Source organism: Mannheimia massilioguelmaensis (assembly GCF_000940515.1).
GTDB lineage: Bacteria > Pseudomonadota > Gammaproteobacteria > Enterobacterales > Pasteurellaceae > Basfia > Basfia bettyae.
In genome coordinates this window covers 405,237-425,555 of the sequence record NZ_CDQL01000008.1, presented here as the reverse complement: position 1 = coordinate 425,555, position 20,319 = coordinate 405,237, and the positions used below count along the sequence as shown (strand labels likewise).

Below are 20,319 nucleotides of genomic sequence, written 5' to 3'. Positions count from 1 at the left end.
AGAGGCTTATTGCGCTAAGATCTATTAGTACAATAGCGAATAGAGTAATCGGCGATACTTATTAGTAATAGGATCATTATTACCAATAGCGGATAAAATGGATAAGAATTGCTGTTTGACTTCACCATTTTCCGCATTTAGATTTTGTTTGAGAATATCAAATAATAAGCCTAGTGCCTCTTCATTACGATTGGCTTGATGCAATTGTATTGCTAATTTTAGAGCAATTTCGGCATTTGGATTTTTAGCGAAGTCAGCTTGTAATTGTTGAATTTCTGGTGTGTCAGAGGCTTTAATAAGCAATTCAATTTGAGCTTGTAAACCTTGCCAACGGCTATCACGATCTTGTAATGGAATTTTATTTAAGATTTCTGTGGCGGGTTCAGTTTTCTTCATTGCAATATAGGTTTCTGCATAGAGTAGCGCAATGTCACTATTTTTATGATCTGAGAGTTCCCAAGCATCTTTCAATAAAGGTAATGCATGCTCATAATCTTCCATTTGCAAGAAATCTAAAGCTTGATTGAATTTAATTTCCTCTTCTTTTGGTAAGATCAATGATAAACGTTGTTTAAGCTCTTCTTCTGAAATGACATTCTGAAATGCATCAATGGCTTGTGCTTCTTTAAATAAATAGACAGTTGGAAGATTGCGAATTTGGAATTGCATCACAATAGCTTGTTGAGTTTCACAATTAACTTTTGCTAGGGTAAATTGACCTTGATATTGCTCTGCATAACGCTCTAATAATGTAGTAAATTCAACAGATGGTTGATGACTAGGGGCATAGAATGCCAGTACTAAAGGATGTTCTTGAGAAAGTTGCAAGGTTTCAGTGAGATTTTGTTCAGTAATATCAATGATATATTTTTTTAATTCTGCCATATATTCTCTCGTTTTATTTGAAAATAATGGCTTGATTGTAACATAGAAATGAGAGAATTAAAGAAAATTAATCTATGGAAAATATTCATTAGAATAAAATATTTTTTAGAAAATGTTTTATATAAATGAAAACTTATTTATGTTTGTTCAATATAGGAATATAGTATCTGAATTAAATATTATTTGATGCCTTGAATAAATTTTTTTAATTTAACCCGCACTTTAATAGTACCATTATGCTTCATTAGAAGGAGGAACCATGCAGAATAAATTTGCTATTTATTTAGCTGCGATAGGACATTTAGTCACGGATATGGCACAAGGTGCTTTGCCAGCGTTGCTTCCTCTGTTTATTAAAACTTATGGTCTAACTTATCAAGAGGCGGGAGGGCTTATTTTTGCTAATACCGCATTAGCTTCTCTTGCTCAGCCTTTTTTCGGTTATTTAGCTGATAAACGCTCAATGCCTTGGTTAATTCCATCAGGAATGTTACTTTCTGGTCTCTGTATTGCGGGCATGGGATTTGTACATTCTTACTGGAGCCTATTTGGATTAGCCATGATTGCGGGTATAGGTTCTGCTTTATTTCACCCTGAAGGTGCTCGTTTGATTAACCGCATGTCAGGTGATAAAAAAGGCAAAGCGATGGGTATTTTTGCTGTTGGCGGAAATGGTGGTTTTGCCGTAGGCCCAATACTTGCTGGCGCTGCCTATATTTGGGGAGCAGAAGCTTTAGCTATATTTGCCTTTATTAATGGTATTATTGCACTGATTATTTATCTTCAATTACCGAAAATATCAGGCAAACAAACGATTGTTGCTAAAAAACAATTCGATCTTTCTCAACAACAAAATGATTGGAAGAGTTTTGCTAAGCTATCGGTGATTATCTTTGTTAGAGCGACTAATTTCACCGTATTAAATGCCTTTATTCCAATCTATTGGATTGCTATTTTGGCTCAGAAAGAGACTGATGCTAACTTTGCTTTGACGTTGTTTTCATCAATGGGTGTGATGATTACTTTTATCGGAGGATTATTAGCCGATCGTTGGGGTTATATAAAAGTAATTCGTTATGCTTATTTATGTCTTGTTCCTAGCTTATTGATATTTACACGTAGTGAGAATTTATGGCTTTCTTTTATATTATTAATTCCTCTAGGTTTTGGTGTTTTTAGTCAATATAGTCCAATTGTCGTATTGGGACAAAGCTATTTAGCCAGAAGTGTTGGTTTCGCGGCTGGGGTTACTCTTGGTTTAGGCATTACTATGGGCGGGATATTTTCACCCATTGTGGGCTGGTTAGCAGATCATTATGGGATTCAAATGGCATTACAAACACTTTGTGTACTGAGTGTTTGTGCTTTAGTTTTCTCCTTTCTTTTAAAAAATCCAAGTTTGAAAAAATAATATTATTGAGAAATATAACTAAGCGTTTTCGAATTATAAAAAAAGTGCGGTAAATTTACCGCACTTTTTATGTAGATGATTCAGAATTAAAGAATTAGGCTACCGATAAAGGCAATGATGAAACCAATAATACCAATAAGTGTTTCTTGAACCGTCCAAGTTTTTAAGGTGGTTTTAGTGTCCATTTCTAAGAAACGGCTGACTAACCAGAACCCTGAGTCGTTTACGTGAGAGAATGCAGTTGAACCTGCGGCAATTGCAATCACGATAAAACATAAGTCAAATTGAGTTAATGTAGGATCTGCTGATACTAATGGTGAAATCAACGCTGCAGTTGTTGTTAATGCTACAGTTGCAGAACCTTGGGCAATACGTAATGCCGTTGAGATAATGAACGCTGCAACGATAACAGGCATGCCTGTGTCTGAAAGCATTGATGCTAATACATCACCAATACCACTTGCTCGCAATACTCCCCCGAACATACCACCTGCACCAGTAACTAAAACAATTGCACAAATAGGGCCTAATGAGCTGTCACAAATTTTTTCAATTTGTTCATAGCTTCGTTGATCTTTTAATAAGAGTATCGCAACGATTAGTGTAATCAATAATGCAATAGGCGTTTTACCGAGTAAACGTAGTGATTCAACCCACATTTGTGAACCATCAATAACTTTTGAGATAGCAAGTGTATTCAACACGGTATCTAACATGATGAGTAGTAATGGCAATAATAGAATAGTGATGACTTTCTTGAAGCTAGGTGGATTTAATACTGCTGTATCATTTATAGGCATTGCATTTAAGAAAGCTTTAGGTAAATCTAAATGATATTTTTTACTTAAACGTAAACCAAATAAATAGGTAGCAAAATACCAAGTTGGAATTGCACAGCATAAGCCGACGATAGTTAATAAACCTATGTTGGCCCCGAGAAGATCGCCTGCTGCAACAGGGCCAGGATGAGGAACTGAAAATGCATGCATAACTGCAAATGCACCAGCAGCAGGGAAGGCATAACGAATCACTGAACCACCAAATTGTTTTGCTACACTAAATATGATTGGTAACATCACAACTAAGCCCGCATCAAAGAAGATTGGAAACCCAAACATTAATGATGCTATACCTAAAGCAAAAGGCGCTTTTTGTTCTCCAAATTTATTAATCAATGTATCTGCGAGGACTTTTGCACCGCCTGTTATTTCAAGCAACCGACCAATCATGGCACCTAAACCAACCAGTAATGCAACACTCGCTAATGTACCACCAAAACCATTAAGTAGAGTTGGTAAAATTTTTTCAATCGGCATGCCTGTAGCAAATGCAGTTAATAGGCTGACAATAATTAAAGCAACAAATGCATGAACTTTAAACTTCATAATTAATATGAGAAGCAATGCAATAGAGGCTAACATAATAAAAATTAACATAATATTCCTTATAAAATAGTTCTATTTTAAACTGCGGCTAACATACCACCGTCAACAAATAATAAATGACCATTAACAAAATTTGAGGCAGATGATGATAAAAATACAGCTGCACCAATTAATTCTCGAGGATCACCCCAACGACCAGCAGGTGTACGTTTACATAACCAAGAACTAAATTCTTGATTTTCAACTAATGGCTTAGTTAATTCTGTTGCAAAATAACCAGGAGCAATGCCATTGACTTGGATATTGTAACGAGCTAACTCAACACACATTCCTCGAGTTAACATTTTCACAGCACCTTTAGATGCTGCATAAGGTGTGATGGTGTCACGACCTAATTCACTCTGCATGGAACCAATATTGATGATTTTACCGCTTTTGCGTTTCACCATATAACGAGCCACTGATTGAGAAATAATAAATACTGATTTTTGATTGACATTGATTACATCGTCGTAATCTTTTTCTGGAAACTCACAGAAAGGGTGACGGCGCTGAATACCTGCATTGTTAACAAGCACATCAATAGGACCAATTTCTTTTTCGATATAGTCGATAGTTTCTTGCGCAGCTTTTGAATTAGTCACATCAAATGCTACTGCATGAGCTTTGAACCCTTTTGTTGTAAATTCAGAGGCGACTTTTTTGGCATTTTCAAGTTTTGTGCCATGAATAATCACTTCTGCACCATGTTCAGCTAAACCTGTGGCTAATAAATTACCAATACCTCGAGTAGAACCGGTGATTAAAATACGCTTGTTTTTTAAAGAAAATAATTCACTCATTTTATTCTCCTTATGCAAATGAAAGCTGAACCTTGGAAACATGGGTTTTATCACCCGCTTTAATTAATGCTTGTTCTAGATTATGGTATGGAACAACTGCGGATAAGAGTGGTAACGGATTGATTTTACCTGAACTCAACCATTCAACTGAGGTATTAAATTCTTCAATGAAACGGAATGAGCCGACTAAATTAATTTCTTTGGCAATTAATGTCATAATAGGAAAGTCTGGAACATTACCTCCCATGCCAATTTGTACGATATGACCTCTTGCACGAGTTACGCTTAAGCAACGTTCAAGAGAAGAAGGGTGACCTGAAGCTTCAAAGGATACATCGAATGCACCTTTATGTGCGCTATATTCAGAGAAGTCATCGGTTGCTGCATTTAAGGCTTTGGTGGCTCCCATTTGCAGAGCAATATCTAAACAGCGTTGACTTAAGTCTGCAACCACAATTTCTCTTGCACCCAATACTTTTGCCGCGGCGACAGTTAAGCAACCGATTGGCCCTACACCTGAAATAAAAACACGTTTATCGATTAAATCGCCAGGTTGTTTTGCAGCATGAATTGCGACCGCTAAAGGTTCTGCAAATGTCATCACATCGTCAGATGCTTCTTGTGAATAGGTAATACATTGTGCATTATCAACAACTTTAAATTGAGTGTAACCTCCATCTATATGTGGGTTATACATTGCACTACCAAAGAAACGCATCGTTTCACATTGATTAGATTCATTAGATAAACAGTATTTACAATGGCCACAAGGTTTACTTGGATTAATTGCTACTTTCTGACCCACATATAATTTCGGATCATTCGTTTTAACCACTTCGGCAATCATTTCATGGCCTAATACCATTGGATGCTTAACTTCAAAATTACCTACTTTACCATGTTGATAATAATGTAAGTCTGAACCGCAGATTCCTCCCCGTATCATTTTCACCAAGGTATGCGTTTGATCTGATTCATCATAATTTACCGTTTGTTCAATAATATCGACATCTTTAGGGCCTTTAACTACACAGGAATGTGTTTTAATTTCCATAAGATTTTCCTTTTTGTGTACCTTTGATTGTTATCGGTAACATATCTTAATTTGGCAAAATCGTAAACAAAACTCTATTTAAATTGTGATCAACTTCAAATAAATGATAATTATTTATAAATAATGTTAAAAAATAATAGTGTTAAATAAAAAAATATTGTTATCGGTAACTATTTGAATGTATGCTATTATTTAATAATAGATATGAGGGTAGGAGTTATATATGTCTCAAGGTAAAAGTTTTATTTTGATGGGGGTTTCCAGTACAGGGAAAACCTCGATCGGTACAGAGGTCGCCCATCGCCTAGGAATTAAATTAATTGATGGTGATGATCTTCATCCTAGAGCGAATATTATCAAAATGGGGCAAGGCTTTCCTTTAAATGATGAGGATCGAGCCCCTTGGCTAGAACGAATTAGCGATGCAGCCTTTAGTTTAGAGCAAAAAAGTGAAGTTGGTATTATTATTTGTTCAGCATTGAAGAAAAAATACCGAGATCAAATTCGTGAAGGTAATCAACATATGAAGTTTATTTTTCTTCATGGTAGCTTCGACTTAATTCTTGAACGCATGCGTCAACGTAAAGGTCATTATATGAAAGAAGAAATGTTGAAGAGTCAATTTGCAACATTAGAAGTGCCCGGTCCAGATGAAACGGATGTGATTCCAATTGATATCAATGGCAGTTTTGAAGAGGTGGTTGAACGCTGTTCTATTGCCTTGAAACCTTATTTATAATGATATAATTATTTTATTAAAAGTGCGGTAAAATTTTTGAAAATTTCCACCGCACTTTTTATTGTTTAAATGCTCTCGCCTAAATGAATTTGATAACCTAAATTAATCATTGTGCTTTGTGCTGGAATATCTTGTAAACGATGAATTAATTCTCGGGCAGCAACTCGCCCAATTTCTAAACGAGGAGTGATCACTGTCGCTAATTGAGGGGTAATTGATTGTCCAACATTGTGTCCATGAAAACCCGCAATAGCAATTTGTGTTGGCACCTTAATACCTAACCGCTGACATTCAAAGATCGCACCAATGGCAATGTCATCATTCGTACAGAAAATGCCATCTAACTCAGGCTGCTCTTGTAATGCTTGATGTAATAATTTACCTCCTAATGTAAAGGAAGAATGTTCTTTCGTATTAATGACAATGCTTGAAAGATTATGTTTTTTTAATGCCATTTCATAACCTTGCTGACGTAATTTAGTCCGTTTATCTTGACGTACAGAAAAGTAAGCAATATGTCGATGATTGCGCTTAATCATGGTTTCAACCATAGCTTGTGCTGCTGCAATATTGTCATAACCAATTACTTGGTGGCTTCCTATTTCCGTAGTATCCATAATTTGAATAACGGGAATATTCGCGACTTGTAGCATTTTATTAGTACGTTCTGAATGATGACTTTCAGAAAGAATTAATCCATCAATATTATAGGATAATAAACTTTCAATACGTTGTTCTTCTTTTTTTTCACTATAACCATAATGAGCAAGCATAGTTTGATAACCTGCTTTATCCGTGATTTCTTCAATGCCTTTAATGACATCAGCAAAAACATGGTTGGTGAGTGAGGGAACTAATACCCCAATAGAATGGCTTTTGGCATTTGACAGAATATCTGGTGCTCGGTTAGGAAAATAACCAAATTCTTCAATAGCCAGTGCAATTTTTTTTCCTGTGGCCTCTGCAACAGATGATGGATTACGCAAATAACGACTGACAGTCATTTTGGTAATACCTAAATGGCTTGCAATATCTTGCAGGGTAGGACGCTTATTTTTAATCATAATCCACATTATCATTTAAATTATTATGTTTCTTATTCTACTGTATGATGGCGCTGGAAAAAACTAATCTAAATCATAAATAATTAAAATAAGCTAAGATTTTGCCTAAATCATAAAAAGAGTATAATAAATTTATGATATTTCATGAACAAGGAGCTTAGCATGCAAAATGATGCGAATACTGTTCCGTCAGACCTAGATAAAAAAATTGAACAATCCAATATTCGACTGACGCAGTATAGCCATGGTGCAGGTTGAGGCTGTAAGATCTCGCCTAAGGTGTTAGGGAAAATTTTACACAGTCAATTAGAACCATTTGTTGATCCGCATTTGTTAGTGGGTAACGAAACTGCTGATGATGCGGCAGTATATGATCTTGGAAATGGTACCAGTATTATTAGCACCACGGATTTTTTCATGCCAATCGTGGACGATGCTTTTGATTTCGGACGTATTGCGGCTACTAATGCTATTAGTGATATTTTTGCGATGGGAGGAAAGCCTATTATGGCAATTGCTATTTTGGGTTTTCCAATTAATGTATTACCTGCAGAAATTGCTCAAAAAATTGTAGATGGTGGGCGTTATGCTTGTCGTCAAGCCGGTATTGCTCTTGCTGGTGGGCATTCTATTGATGCACCAGAACCTATTTTTGGTTTAGCAGTAACAGGGATTGTGGCAACAGAGAAAATAAAACGTAATGCTTCAGCTGAAGCAGGTTGTAAGCTATATCTCACTAAACCACTTGGTATTGGCATTTTAGCTACGGCAGAAAAACGTGGTCAGTTAAAGCCTGAACACGTAGGCTTAGCTACACAAGCTATGTGTAGTATGAATTTAGTCGGTAGCCAATTTTCAGAATTAGAATCTGTTACTGCCATGACAGATGTGACAGGGTTTGGACTATTAGGACATTTACTAGAAGTTTGTGAATCAGCTAATTTAGTTGCAAATGTTCACTTTAATAAAATCAAGACATTAGCTGGTACAAGTTATTATATTGAACAAGGTTGTCTTGCAGGTGGAGTGAATCGTAATTATGAAAGTTATGGTCACAAGATTAGTCAAATGACAGATTTACAAAAAGTGGTCATGTGTGATCCGCAAACTTCAGGAGGTTTATTGATTGCCGTTCGCCCTGAAGGTGAACAGGAAGTGCTTGAAATTGCAAAAAAAGCGGGAGTTGAGCTCAGTGAAGTGGGCGAATTAAGTGCTAGAGAAAATGAGCAAGATCCTGTGATTATTCATATTCAAGATTAATCCCAGATTATAATCTAAAGTGCGGTTAAAATTTTTGAAATTCTAACCGCACTTTTTTATGGTTCAGTGACAGAACAATACTTATTAGGCAAAGTTCAGATAAAATCCCAACACCTCTAAAACATTATCGGAATAATACTGAAAAATTAGATTTTTTATGATAGAATTTCGAACCAAATTTATTCCATTCAATTTTAATTAGGATATATCATGAAAGTATTAGAAGGTGGCTTAGCAGCGCCAAAAGCACGTGTTGCTGTAGTTGTAGCTCGTTTTAACAGTTTTATTAATGACAGCTTAGTTGAAGGTGCTGTAGATGCATTAAAACGTATTGGTCAAGTAAAAGATGAAAATATTACGTTAGTACGTGTACCTGGTGCATATGAATTGCCTTTAACTGTACGTCGTTTAGCTGATAGCAAACAATATGATGCAATTGTTGCATTAGGTACTGTAATTCGTGGTGGTACAGCACACTTTGAATATGTTGCTGGTGGCGCAAGCAATGGTATTGCACATGTTTCTGTTGAAGCGAATATTCCAGTTGCATTTGGTGTATTGACTACTGAAAATATTGAGCAAGCCATTGACCGAGCTGGTACAAAATCTGGTAATAAAGGTGCAGAAGCAGCCTTAGTTGCCTTAGAAATGGTTAACTTATTAGATCAAATCAAAGCATAATTGGTACGCTCATGACTGAACAAAATAAAAAACGTCCATCACCCCGTCGTCGAGCAAGAGAATGTGCGGTACAAGCATTATATTCTTGGTATATTTCTCAAAATCCAGTAGAAACTGTAGAACTATCATTTGTGACAGATCAAGATATGAAAGGTGTTGATATGCCTTATTTCCGTAAATTGTTTCGCCAAACCGTAGAAAATATACCAAGCGTAGATAGCACTATGGCACCTTGTTTAGATCGTTGCTCAGATGAATTAGATCCCATTGAGAAATCTATTTTACGCTTAGCTGTTTATGAACTTAAATATGAATTAGATGTGCCTTACAAAGTCGTTATCAATGAAGCGATTGAATTAGCGAAAACATTTGGTGCAGAAGAAAGCCACAAATATATCAATGGTGTTCTTGATAAAGTAGCACCCGCATTAAATCGAAAATAACTAAATAATCTGAGTGAGGATTTTATGGCTGAAGGTGAATTTGACTTAATCAATCACTATTTTGCTACGTCTAAACAACCATCTCGCTCAGATGTTATTCTTTCCATCGGTGATGATTGTGCTATCACACAATTGAAACCTAATCAGCGTTTAGCCATCACCACTGATACGATGGTTGAAAACTCGCATTTCTATCCAGACATTCCACCTCGAGCTTTAGGTTATAAAGCGATAGCAACAAATCTCAGTGATCTTGCTGCAATGGGGGCAATGCCTGCTTGGGTGTCATTAGCCTTAACTTTACCCAAAATAGATACATATTGGCTTTCAGAATTTAGTCAAGGGATGTTTGATATATTAAATCAATATAATGTGACATTAATTGGTGGAGATACCACAAAAGGACCCATCCCAACCATTACTATTACTGCGCAAGGTATTCTAGGCGATTATGCACTGCGCCGTGATCAGGCTAAAGTGGGAGATTGGATCTATGTGACAGGGCAGTTAGGTGATGCACTGGCAGGCTTTTATATCAGTAGAGATCGGCAACAAGGGCGAAAAAGTGCGGTTGAAAATCAAGAAAATTTTTTCATTCAACGTAATCTTTACCCCGTTCCTCGCATTGAATTTGGTCAAATGCTAGCACAGCATTATTTAGCCAATGCAGCAATGGATATTTCTGATGGATTAATGGGAGATTTGATGCATATTCTTGAGCGTAGCCATAAAAGTGCGGTATTGAATTTAGAAAATTTACCCATTTCTCCACAATTGGAAGCTTATTATGGACGAGAAGAAGCTGAACGTATGGCATTGCAAGGTGGAGAAGATTATGAGCTATGTTTTACCGTTTCAGATGAACAACAAGCCAAACTCGAACAATATTTAACCCCATTAAATGTCCCTTATACTTGTATTGGACGTATTATTCAGCAAAATTCACTGCAACCAATTCAACTACAACGATATAACCAAAAGGTTGAATTGGATATTCAGAGTTTTGATCATTTTAAATAGGATAACTTAATGAAATCTTTTAATTCATCAAGTGAAGCATTATCACGAGTAACATTACGTAATCCTATTCATTTTTTTGCCTTAGGATTAGGGAGTGGGTTGCTTCGTCCCGCACCTGGTACATGGGGAAGTTTTGTCGCAGTCATTATTGGTGCATTCTTGCTTTCACTCATAGGCAATACTGCTTTTCTGATTTTTACTATAACTAGTTTCTTTATCGGTATTTATTTTTGTCAAAAAACATCTGATGATATGGGCGTGCATGATCATGGCGCTATTGTTTGGGATGAGTTTGTAGCCGTTTGGTTAGTGCTATTAACTGTGCCTGCAATCAATTGGCAATGGTGCTTAATAGCTTTTGTCATTTTTCGTTTATTTGATATTTTAAAACCTTTCCCTATTCGCTATTTTGACAATAAATTAGAAAGTGGTTTTGGCATTATGATTGATGATGTATTAGCTGCAATTTATTCGATAATGGTGATTTGGTTCATTCATCAGTATTAAGTGTAAATATGTTAAATTTAATTATTGTGCATTTTTTCGGACTCATTACCCCCGGCCCTGATTTCTTTTATGTAAGCCGTATGGCAGCCAGTAATTCTCGACGTAATGTCATCTGTGGAATTATTGGTATTACCTTGGGTGTAGCATTTTGGGCAGCTGCCGCAATGTTAGGCTTAGCCATTGTCTTTACCACGATGCCTGTGTTGCATGGCATTGTTATGTTACTTGGCGGTAGCTATCTTGCTTATTTAGGCATGTTGATGGTGAAAAGCCGTACTAATGTGACCTTTGATTCGCTTTCTATTGCAGAACTAAATCAATCGACAACGATTAAAAAAGAGATATTAAAAGGTTTATTTGTTAATCTTTCGAATGCTAAGGCGATTATTTATTTTGCCAGTGTGATGTCATTAATTTTAGTCAATATTACAGAAACTTGGCAGATGTTTTTAGCTTTTGGCATTATCGTGGTAGAAACTTTTGTTTATTTTTATTTAATTTCCTTATTTTTCTCACGACCATTTGCAAAAAATTTTTATAGTAAATATAGTCGTTACATTGATAATACCGCAGGCGTAATCTTTTTGTTATTCGGCATTATTCTTGCCTATACTGGCATTGTGGAAATGCTGAATTAATTTATTTCATAAAAAAGAAAAGGACAAAACATGACATTAAAAATTGCAATCGTTGGTGCGGGCGGACGTATGGGGCGCCAACTCATTCAAGCCGTACAAAATGCACAAGGCGTAGAACTTGGTGCCGCATTTGGACGCAAAGGTTCATCTCTAGTAGGTTCAGATGCAGGTGAATTAGCTGGCATTGGTGTAGTAGGTATAAAAGTGGCAGAAGACCTTGCCAGCCAAAAAGATAACTTCGATCTCATTATCGACTTCACTCGCCCTGAAGGCTCCCTTGAACACATTAAATTCTGCGTAGAAAATAATAAAAAATTAATTTTGGGCACCACAGGGTTTGATGAGGCGGGTAAAGCCACAATTCAAGCAGCAGCAGAAAAAATCGCAATTGTATTTGCTTCCAATTACAGCGTAGGCGTGAATCTCGTCTTCAAACTATTAGAAAAAGCGGCAAAAGTGATGGGGGATTCTTGTGATATTGAAATTATCGAAGCTCATCACCGCCATAAAGTTGATGCACCATCAGGCACCGCACTTTCTATGGGTGAACATATTGCAAAAACCTTGGGACGTGATTTAAAAACTAACGGGGTTTTTGCTCGAGAAGGTATTACTGGTGAGCGTAAACATGAGGATATTGGTTTTTCAACTATTCGCGCAGCTGATGTTGTTGGTGAACATACAGTTTGGTTTGCGGATATTGGTGAAAGAGTGGAAATTTCTCACAAAGCTTCAAGCCGTATGACCTTTGCAAATGGTGCTGTTCGAGCCGCTAAATGGATTGCTAATAAAGATAAAGGCTTATTTGATATGACAGATGTATTAGATTTAAATAATCTGTAATTTAAAATGAATTTTGAAGAAGCACAGTATTGAACTGTGCTTTTTTATTGGAAAACTGCGGTCAATTTTTTGAAAATTTTAATTAGCTTAATAAATTAGTTTAATTTTTCATAAAAAACTTTTTTGGTAAAGTTAAATCATTCTTAATCAATAAATAATAAAGATGTGTAAGAAGTTTATTTATTACTCTTTAGAACCATGGTATTTTATAGAAGTTACTAAGGATGGTAGAGTTAAATAATTAAGGGAATATGGCATATATTCCCTTTTTTATTTTTGTAAAATCTTTTTAAGAGAACCAAGATATGAATCTTCAAACAACTCCAATTGTCGAGGTCAAACTCGGCTTTAAATGGCAAGGATTACTCATTGCTATTTTGGTGGGGCTAGCAATTTGGATTATTCCTACGCCAGAGGGCTTAAGCTCAAAAGCATGGGGAATGCTAGCTCTTTTCGTTGCAACTATTGTTGCGATTATTGCAAAAGCTATGCCAATGGGCGCCGCAACATTAGTTGCTTTAGTGATCAGTGGTATTACTGGTTTAACACCGATTCAAGCCGGTAAAAATGAAGTTGCAATGTTATCGGGTTTTGCTAATAGCACAATTTGGCTCATTGCAATTGCTATGTTCTTATCTCGAGCAGTAATTAAAACAGGTTTAGGCAAACGTATTGCCTTATACTTCGTTTCTCGCTTTGGTAAAAAAATGATGGGTGTGGCTTATGCAATGGCATTAGCTGATATTGTTGTTGGTCCAGGTATTCCATCAGCATCAGCGCGTGGAGGCGGAATTATGTATCCAATTATGCGCTCGATCGCTGAAACCTATGATTCAAAACCAGGTCCTACAGCTCGCCGTGCAGGTGCATTCTTAGCTATTGCTGTATCACAAATTGATACTATCGTTTGTACCATGTTTTTAACGGCAATGGCAGGTAACCCATTAATTGCTGAATTAGCTAAAGGCCAAGGTGTAGAAATTACTTGGATGAGCTGGTTCTTAGGTGCCATTGTTCCAGGTATTGTAAGTTTAATTGTTTTACCTTATTTTGTGTATCTCATTTATCCACCAGAGCTAAAAGATACCCCTAAGATGGCTCAAATGGCAAAAGATGAATTAACTGCAATGGGGCCAATGAGTAAAGCCGAATGGATACTTGCATTAGATTTTATCTTATTACTTTTCCTTTGGACGGTTGGTGATTTAGTATTCCATATTCCTGCAACCGTATCGGCATTCGTAGGTTTAGTGATTTTATTATTAACTAATATAATGAGCTGGAAAAACATCATTGAAGAAAGCACAGCATGGGATACGATGTTTTGGTTTGCTGTGTTAGTTATGATGGCAAATGCATTAAATAAATATGGAACGATCGCATGGATTTCTAACCATATTTCCTCTTCTGTTGGTGTATTTGATTGGCCGATTGCTTTTACAATTTTAGTATTAGTCTATTTCTATACTCGTTACTTCTTTGCATCAGCAATGGCACATATTTCAGCAATGTATTTAGCTTTCGTCGCTGCGGCAATCGCTTGTGGCACACCACCAATTATTGCTGCATTAGGCTTAGGTTATACATCAACATTATCAATGAGTTTAACTCAATATGCTGGTGGCCCAGGTCCCGCATTATTTGGCTCGGGTTATAACTCTACAGGTCAATGGTGGGGGGTGAGCTTCGTAGTTTCACTTCTTTCTCTTGCTATCTGGTTCGGTGTTGGCGGTGTTTGGATGAAAATATTAGGTTGGTGGTAAAATGAATTATCCCAAGGTCATTTGAGCTGTAAGTTCAATTAAATGAATAAAGTGCGGTAAAATTTTTCAAAAATTTACCGCACTTTTTATATAACGCTGTGAGTTTTTGATATATGGTGTATTATATGGCTCAAATGCTTAAGGTATAGGTAGAGGTTATGGAAAATAAAGATACGATTTTTCAACGTATTGAACAGCATAAAGAAATATTTTCGGCTAAACAGAGAAAGCTTTCAGATTATATTATTGCTAATTATCAAACTGCGGCATTTCTTAATTCAACGGATTTAGCTCATACGGCTGGAGTCAGCGGCTCTACAGTTATTCGTTTTGCTGAAACTTTAGGATATGATGGTTTTCCTAAAATGAAAGAGGCATTGCATCAAATTATTCAGCAAGATATTAATACAGTTGATGCTTTTATGGATAGTGAACAGCAACTAGGCAGTTATAGAGCATTAACTGATAAGAGTATTTTTCAACCTTGTATTCAAACTTTTCATACTATAGAACGTTCATTATCACCAGAGTTATTAGATCAATCTGCAGAGTTATTAGCCAAAGCGGATAATATTTTTATTATTGGTTTTCAAGGTGCTGCCTTTTTATCTGAATATATGGCATATTTTTTATCTAAAGTTAGAAAAAATGTGAAAAGAGTTAATTCTTTAGATAGTGTATTATTTGAAAATATTTTATCAACCGATTTAAAGCATGATGCCGTGCTTATTTATGCTTTCCCTAGATTTCCGACATTAACATTACAATTGGCACAATACTTTCACAACAATAATGTTCCAATTGTTTGTATGAGTTCTACTACAGAAAATCCAATTTCAGAGTTAGCCAATATTGTTATTCCTATTGATATTGAATATAGAGCTTATATTGATCACCTTGCACCAGTGGTGTATTTATCTGAAGTATTAGGTAAAAAGATTGCCAAATTAAATCAAATGGAATCAATGAAACAATTGGCTGCATTTGAACAATATGCAGAAGCCGCTCATATATTCTGTTCAAATAAATAAAATTAATAAAAAAAGCCGAGTTTAATGTTTTATACTCGGCTTTTAAAATTAAAATACATTAATTATTTTGCTTTGATTTCTTCTTGAGAAATTACTTTGCTACTTTCTTTCCAATCAGTCATCATTAATGGATCAAATAATTTATCGACTTCTTGCTCAGAAAATAATCCCATTTCTTTGATAACTTGTTTCACGGTTTTATCTTCTGCAACAGCTTTTTTGGCAATTTCAGTACCTTTAGGATAACCAAGTAAAGCTGAGGCTACAGTTGCATTTGCCATTGTACCTTCAGCGAAGCTTTCACAACGCTCTCTATTCGCTTGAATGCCATCAATACAAAGTTCTGTGAATTTTTTCATTCCACCAGTTAATAAGGTGAATTCTTCAGCTAAGTTTTTGATAATCACAGGCTCCCATACGTTAAGATCTAATTCACCACCTTCAACAGACATAGTAATTGCCATATCGTTACCACATACTTGATAACATACTTGGTTCATTAATTCAGGTATTACAGGATTAATTTTTCCTGGCATAATAGAAGAACCAGGTTGTACAGAAGGAAGAATAATTTCTTGAAAACCACAACGAGGACCTGAAGACATCATGCGTAAGTCAGTTGCAATTTTTCCTAAACCTGTTGCTAAACCTTTTAGGTAACCAGATAAGCGAACATATTCATCACCCTGTTGCAAACCATCGAAAAGATTTTCTTTTTGTTTGACATTGATACCAGTGACTTTTTTGAGTTCAACAAAAACTGCTTCCATATAACCTTCAAATGTTCCAAGACCTGTGCCTGATGCAGTGGCACCTAATGGTAATTCTAATGGCTCTGCAAGCATACTATCTAATAATGCTAAATTACGTTTAGCAAAAGTATAATAGCCACTAAATTCTTGTCCGAGTGTTATAGGTACTGCATCTTGGATACAGGTTCTTGAAGCTTTCACTACATCTTTAAATTCTTCTGCTTTTTGTGCTAAAGATTTGGTAAGTTGTGCTAAAGATGGACGAAGTTTTTCAGCATAACGATAGCAAGCAATACCAATCGCAGTTGGAATAACATCATTAGTTGATTGGGCACGGTTAACATGTGTGTTCGGATGAACTTTGTCATAACCTTTATGACCAGTTAACATTTCATTTGCACGTTTAGCGATAACTTCATTAACATTCATATTTGTTGAAGTGGAGCCGCCTCCTTGTAGTACATCTAATGGAAACATGTTAGCCATTTCCCCCGCTATGATTTCATCTGCTGCATTAGCAATAGCATTTGCAACATCTTGATCTAATTTACCTATTTTAGCATTAGCTATAGCTGCTGCTTTTTTTATTTCGGCAATAGCTCGGATAAACTCAGGCATTTGTCCTATAGTAGTGCCTGAAATATCAAAGTTATTTCTAGCGCGTTCAGTTTGAATACCATAATACACGTCTTCTGAAATTTCCATTTCTCCGATGCAATCTACTTCTTTAATCATTTTATTTTCCTCCAAGAGCGAAAGTGTTTTATTTGTGAATGAATAGTTAAGTTATAGAATCATATTTGCTAATGTCATGCCAATAGCTACACTTACAATAGTTGTAATTAATCCAGGTATCATGAAACTATGGTTAAATACGTATTTACCAATATGTGTTGTTCCTGTGCGATCAAAAGCAATACCAGCGAGAACTGTTGCATAAATAGGAATAAAGAAATAACCGTTTACAGCTGGGAACATCCCAATCATATCTGGTGCTTGAACACCTAATGTCATACCAAGAACAGCCAATGCACCTAATGTGCCTGCTTGGCTTAGAATAATCGTGGACATAAAAAATAGTAGTAAAGCAAATAGCCAAGGATTAGTGGCGATGGCATCTTGGGCACCATTTTTCAAAAATTCTAGATTATTCTTAAGTAAGGTATCACCAGCCCAAGATAAACCGAAGATTGCATAAACGCCCATTAAGCCTTGTTTAAAAACTGATTGTTCAATAATTTCAGGTACATTGACTTTACATACCATAACAATTACACCAGCCATAAGCATCATGACAATTTCAATTGTCATGGTCATAGATAACGTAACAGTTTTATCCCCAAGGATAAAATCAGGACGAAGATTAGGGAACAAGCCAAAAGATATCACAATAATTGCAGCTAATAGATACAAACCAACAGAAAGCTTTTCCTTTTTACCGAAAGAATTTTGATTATTCACTACAGATCTTTCATTAATTGCTGTTGATTTACCTTCAGCAACACGTTTCAAATACTCACTATCTTTTTCTAAATCTTTTCCCATTCGTGATGCATATAATGCACCAACTAAGACGCCAAGTAATGTGGCTGGAATACAAACTATTAGAATATTAATAAGTGTAATACCTGATGGAGCTAAGAAACCCAATAAAGCAACTGTAGCGGCAGATATTGGGCAAGCGGTAATCGCTTGTTGTGAAGCAACGACAGAAATGGAGATTGGTCGTTCAGGTCGAATACCCGCTTCACGAGAAACTTCGGCAATAACAGGTAAAATACTAAAGACGATGTTACCTGTACCACACATAAAAGTGAATAAGTAGCTAATTAATGGTCCATAGAACGTAATTCTAGATGGTTTTTTCTTTAAGAGTCGAATAGCGAGTTGAACAAGATAATTCATACCACCAGAGGCTTGAAGAACTGAGGCAATAACAACAGTCATAATGATCATCATAACATCAATGGCAGGTGTACCAGGTACACAACCAAAAACAAAGATTAAGATCCCTACAGCGAGACCGCTAGACATCCCTAAAAATATGCCACCATATCTAGCTCCCACAAGGATCATCCCTAATACAATAATAAGCTCCAACCAAAACATTTTTCTATCCTCCTTATATTTTTTATGGATGTTTGGTGAAAAATATTCTTCATATAATTGTATTGTATTCCTTGTTAAATTATTTTTGAATAAAAATATTCAAAAAATGCACTAAAATTACATTTGTTGAATAATTTTATTCATAAATGTGATTCGGATCACAGTGAGAAATTAAAATATTTAGAATAAGATAATGTTTATTGGAGTAAAAATGAGGAGGTTATAAATCAATTTCTAAATCATCTTCCACTTGGCAACAACAAAGTAGAATTTCATTAGGATTAAGAAAGGCAAGTGGACGTTCTTTATAAGAAACTTTTCCTTTTTTAAGTTTTGTACGACAGGAGCCACAATAACCAGAACGACATTGGTATTCAGGGCTTAAACCATTTCTTTCTAAAGTCGCAAGAAGAGATGTCTCATTGCTATGCGTGAGTGTTTTATCTTGTTGAGAAAGATGGATCTGATAGACTTTCATAATTGCAGTGAAGTGTGTGAAATTATATAAAGTGCGGTGAGTTTTCAAAAATTTTTATAAAACTTACCGCACTTTTTATGATTAATTATAAATCAAAGTCACCAAAGTCATTAGTATCCACTTTAGAATCAATTTGACCAATTAAGTATGAACTGATTTCTACCTCTTGAGGTGCCACTTGAACATTGTCTGATACTAACCAAGCATTAATCCAAGGAATCGGGTTTGATCTAGCTTCAAATGGTAAAGGTAGACCTACAGCTTGCATTCGAATATTAGTAATATATTCAACATATTGAACTAATATATCTTTATTAAGACCAATCATTGAGCCATCTTTGAATAAATAATCTGCCCAAGCTTTTTCTTGTTCTGCTGCCGCTAAGAATAAATCATAAGCCTCTTGTTTACATTCTTCTGCAATTTCGGCCATTTCAGGATCATCTTGCCCCGCAGCCATAATGTTCAAAATGTGCTGTGTACCTGTTAAATGTAATGCTTCATCACGAGCGATAAATTTAATAATTTTTGCATTACCTTCCATCAATTGACGTTCAGCAAAAGCAAATGAACAAGCAAATGATACATAGAAACGAATAGCTTCTAATGCATTGACACTCATTAAACAAAGATAAAGTTGTCTTTTAAGATTACGTAAAGTGACAGTATAGTTTTTACCATCCACTTCGTAACTACCTTCGCCATATAAACCATAAAGCTGGCTATCACGGATTAGATCATCATAGTAAGCAGAAATATCTTTTGCTCGTTTGATAATTTCTTCATTGGTTACAATATCATCAAACACTATTGAAGGATCATTAACGATATTGCGAATAATATGGGTGTATGAACGACTGTGAATAGTTTCACTGAAAGTCCAAGTTTCAATCCAGGTTTCTAATTCTGGAATAGAAACTAAAGGTAATAATGCCACATTTGGACTACGACCTTGAATAGAATCTAACAAGGTTTGGTATTTTAAGTTACTAATGAAAATATGTTTTTCATGCTCTGGTAATGCGGCATAGTCGATGCGATCTTGTGCCACATCGACTTCCTCAGGACGCCAGAAGAATGAAAGTTGTTTTTCAATAAGCTTTTCAAAAGTTTCGTATTTTTGTTGATCGTAACGTGAAACGTTAACGTTTTGACCAAAGAACATCGGTTCTTTTAATTGGTCATTTTTATTTTGGGAAAAAGTAGTGTATGCCATAAAGTTCTCAGTGTAATAAAAAGATTAGAATATTTTACCTTAACATCCAAGCTAACGAAAGTTTAACTTAACGTATTCCTATTTTTAATAACACAGTAAATTATTGCTTAATGATATAGAGGTTGATATTAACATCTGTTGCATTTTGAGCAGTTGTTTTAAATTATGCTTAATTATCGCAACAAAAATTAGTTACAT

Annotated in this window: 20 protein-coding genes; 11 read left to right on the top strand and 9 right to left on the bottom strand. The window is 35.6% G+C overall.

What is annotated here, in order from left to right; translation table 11 throughout:
* Nucleotides 1-24: 24 nt before the first annotated feature.
* Nucleotides 25-885, bottom strand: coding sequence for a co-chaperone YbbN (locus BN1226_RS10290; protein ID WP_044471124.1), 861 nt, complete (start codon nucleotides 883-885; stop codon nucleotides 25-27).
* A gap of 259 nt (nucleotides 886-1,144) precedes the next feature.
* Between BN1226_RS10290 and BN1226_RS10285 the strand changes: the two genes are divergently transcribed.
* The gene (locus BN1226_RS10285; RefSeq protein ID WP_044471123.1) at nucleotides 1,145-2,296 is read left to right on the top strand and encodes an MFS transporter; all 1,152 of its coding nucleotides are present in this window, start codon (nucleotides 1,145-1,147) and stop codon (nucleotides 2,294-2,296) included.
* Between the two features lie 86 nt (nucleotides 2,297-2,382).
* On the opposite strand, the gene BN1226_RS10280 is transcribed toward BN1226_RS10285, so the two are convergent.
* From BN1226_RS10280 to idnD, 3 genes are read right to left on the bottom strand one after another with little or no spacing between them, the layout of a single operon-like run.
* Entirely contained in the window at nucleotides 2,383-3,732 is a 1,350-nt protein-coding gene (locus BN1226_RS10280; protein ID WP_005759173.1) for a GntP family permease, read from the bottom strand.
* Between the two features lie 26 nt (nucleotides 3,733-3,758).
* Nucleotides 3,759-4,523 carry a gluconate 5-dehydrogenase gene (gene idnO, locus BN1226_RS10275; protein ID WP_044471122.1) on the bottom strand — a complete coding sequence of 255 codons (765 nt, stop codon included), beginning with the start codon at nucleotides 4,521-4,523 and terminating at the stop codon, nucleotides 3,759-3,761.
* Nucleotides 4,524-4,533: 10 nt separating this feature from the next.
* A complete protein-coding gene (gene idnD / locus BN1226_RS10270) occupies nucleotides 4,534-5,577 on the bottom strand; it encodes an L-idonate 5-dehydrogenase (protein WP_044471121.1) in 1,044 nt (347 codons plus the stop codon).
* 223 nt (nucleotides 5,578-5,800) lie between these two features.
* Here idnD and BN1226_RS10265 point away from each other — a divergent pair, with 223 nt between their 5' ends.
* Nucleotides 5,801-6,316, top strand: coding sequence for a gluconokinase (locus BN1226_RS10265; protein ID WP_044471120.1), 516 nt, complete (start codon nucleotides 5,801-5,803; stop codon nucleotides 6,314-6,316).
* Nucleotides 6,317-6,381: 65 nt separating this feature from the next.
* Here the strand turns inward: BN1226_RS10265 and BN1226_RS10260 are convergent, their stop codons facing one another.
* Nucleotides 6,382-7,380 (bottom strand): substrate-binding domain-containing protein, encoded by a 999-nt coding sequence (locus BN1226_RS10260; protein ID WP_044471119.1) that lies wholly within the window; start codon nucleotides 7,378-7,380, stop codon nucleotides 6,382-6,384.
* Between the two features lie 162 nt (nucleotides 7,381-7,542).
* On the opposite strand from BN1226_RS10260, the gene selD reads away from it, so the two are divergent.
* The 9 genes from selD to BN1226_RS10215 all read left to right on the top strand — a co-directional run bounded on the left by selD (nucleotide 7,543) and on the right by BN1226_RS10215 (nucleotide 15,566).
* Nucleotides 7,543-8,640 (top strand): selenide, water dikinase SelD, encoded by a 1,098-nt coding sequence (gene selD / locus BN1226_RS10255; protein ID WP_082041930.1) that lies wholly within the window; start codon nucleotides 7,543-7,545, stop codon nucleotides 8,638-8,640.
* Nucleotides 8,641-8,850: 210 nt separating this feature from the next.
* Nucleotides 8,851-9,321 (top strand): 6,7-dimethyl-8-ribityllumazine synthase, encoded by a 471-nt coding sequence (gene ribH / locus BN1226_RS10250; RefSeq protein ID WP_005759080.1) that lies wholly within the window; start codon nucleotides 8,851-8,853, stop codon nucleotides 9,319-9,321.
* Nucleotides 9,322-9,332: 11 nt separating this feature from the next.
* Entirely contained in the window at nucleotides 9,333-9,764 is a 432-nt protein-coding gene (gene nusB, locus BN1226_RS10245) for a transcription antitermination factor NusB (protein WP_005758926.1), read from the top strand.
* Nucleotides 9,765-9,788: 24 nt separating this feature from the next.
* Entirely contained in the window at nucleotides 9,789-10,784 is a 996-nt protein-coding gene (gene thiL, locus BN1226_RS10240) for a thiamine-phosphate kinase (protein WP_044471117.1), read from the top strand.
* A gap of 9 nt (nucleotides 10,785-10,793) precedes the next feature.
* Nucleotides 10,794-11,291, top strand: a complete 498-nt coding sequence (locus BN1226_RS10235) for a phosphatidylglycerophosphatase A family protein (protein WP_044471116.1) — start codon at nucleotides 10,794-10,796, stop codon at nucleotides 11,289-11,291.
* 8 nt (nucleotides 11,292-11,299) lie between these two features.
* On the top strand, nucleotides 11,300-11,929 hold the full coding sequence (locus BN1226_RS10230) for a homoserine/threonine efflux transporter (RefSeq protein WP_044471115.1): 630 nt from the start codon (nucleotides 11,300-11,302) through the stop codon (nucleotides 11,927-11,929).
* A 30-nt stretch (nucleotides 11,930-11,959) separates the two neighbouring features.
* Nucleotides 11,960-12,772, top strand: a complete 813-nt coding sequence (gene dapB, locus BN1226_RS10225; RefSeq protein WP_044471114.1) for a 4-hydroxy-tetrahydrodipicolinate reductase — start codon at nucleotides 11,960-11,962, stop codon at nucleotides 12,770-12,772.
* A gap of 305 nt (nucleotides 12,773-13,077) precedes the next feature.
* Nucleotides 13,078-14,535 carry a DASS family sodium-coupled anion symporter gene (locus tag BN1226_RS10220; protein ID WP_044471113.1) on the top strand — a complete coding sequence of 486 codons (1,458 nt, stop codon included), beginning with the start codon at nucleotides 13,078-13,080 and terminating at the stop codon, nucleotides 14,533-14,535.
* Nucleotides 14,536-14,693: 158 nt separating this feature from the next.
* Nucleotides 14,694-15,566 carry a MurR/RpiR family transcriptional regulator gene (locus BN1226_RS10215; RefSeq protein ID WP_044471112.1) on the top strand — a complete coding sequence of 291 codons (873 nt, stop codon included), beginning with the start codon at nucleotides 14,694-14,696 and terminating at the stop codon, nucleotides 15,564-15,566.
* A gap of 62 nt (nucleotides 15,567-15,628) precedes the next feature.
* On the opposite strand, the gene BN1226_RS10210 is transcribed toward BN1226_RS10215, so the two are convergent.
* The 4 genes from BN1226_RS10210 to nrdB form a co-directional block, all read right to left on the bottom strand.
* Entirely contained in the window at nucleotides 15,629-17,053 is a 1,425-nt protein-coding gene (locus BN1226_RS10210) for an aspartate ammonia-lyase (protein WP_044471111.1), read from the bottom strand.
* Nucleotides 17,054-17,104: 51 nt separating this feature from the next.
* Entirely contained in the window at nucleotides 17,105-18,427 is a 1,323-nt protein-coding gene (locus BN1226_RS10205) for an anaerobic C4-dicarboxylate transporter family protein (protein ID WP_044471110.1), read from the bottom strand.
* A 220-nt stretch (nucleotides 18,428-18,647) separates the two neighbouring features.
* The gene (gene yfaE, locus BN1226_RS10200) at nucleotides 18,648-18,905 is read right to left on the bottom strand and encodes a class I ribonucleotide reductase maintenance protein YfaE (protein ID WP_044471109.1); all 258 of its coding nucleotides are present in this window, start codon (nucleotides 18,903-18,905) and stop codon (nucleotides 18,648-18,650) included.
* An 85-nt stretch (nucleotides 18,906-18,990) separates the two neighbouring features.
* Entirely contained in the window at nucleotides 18,991-20,121 is a 1,131-nt protein-coding gene (gene nrdB, locus BN1226_RS10195; RefSeq protein ID WP_044471108.1) for a class Ia ribonucleoside-diphosphate reductase subunit beta, read from the bottom strand.
* Nucleotides 20,122-20,319: the final 198 nt, after the last annotated feature.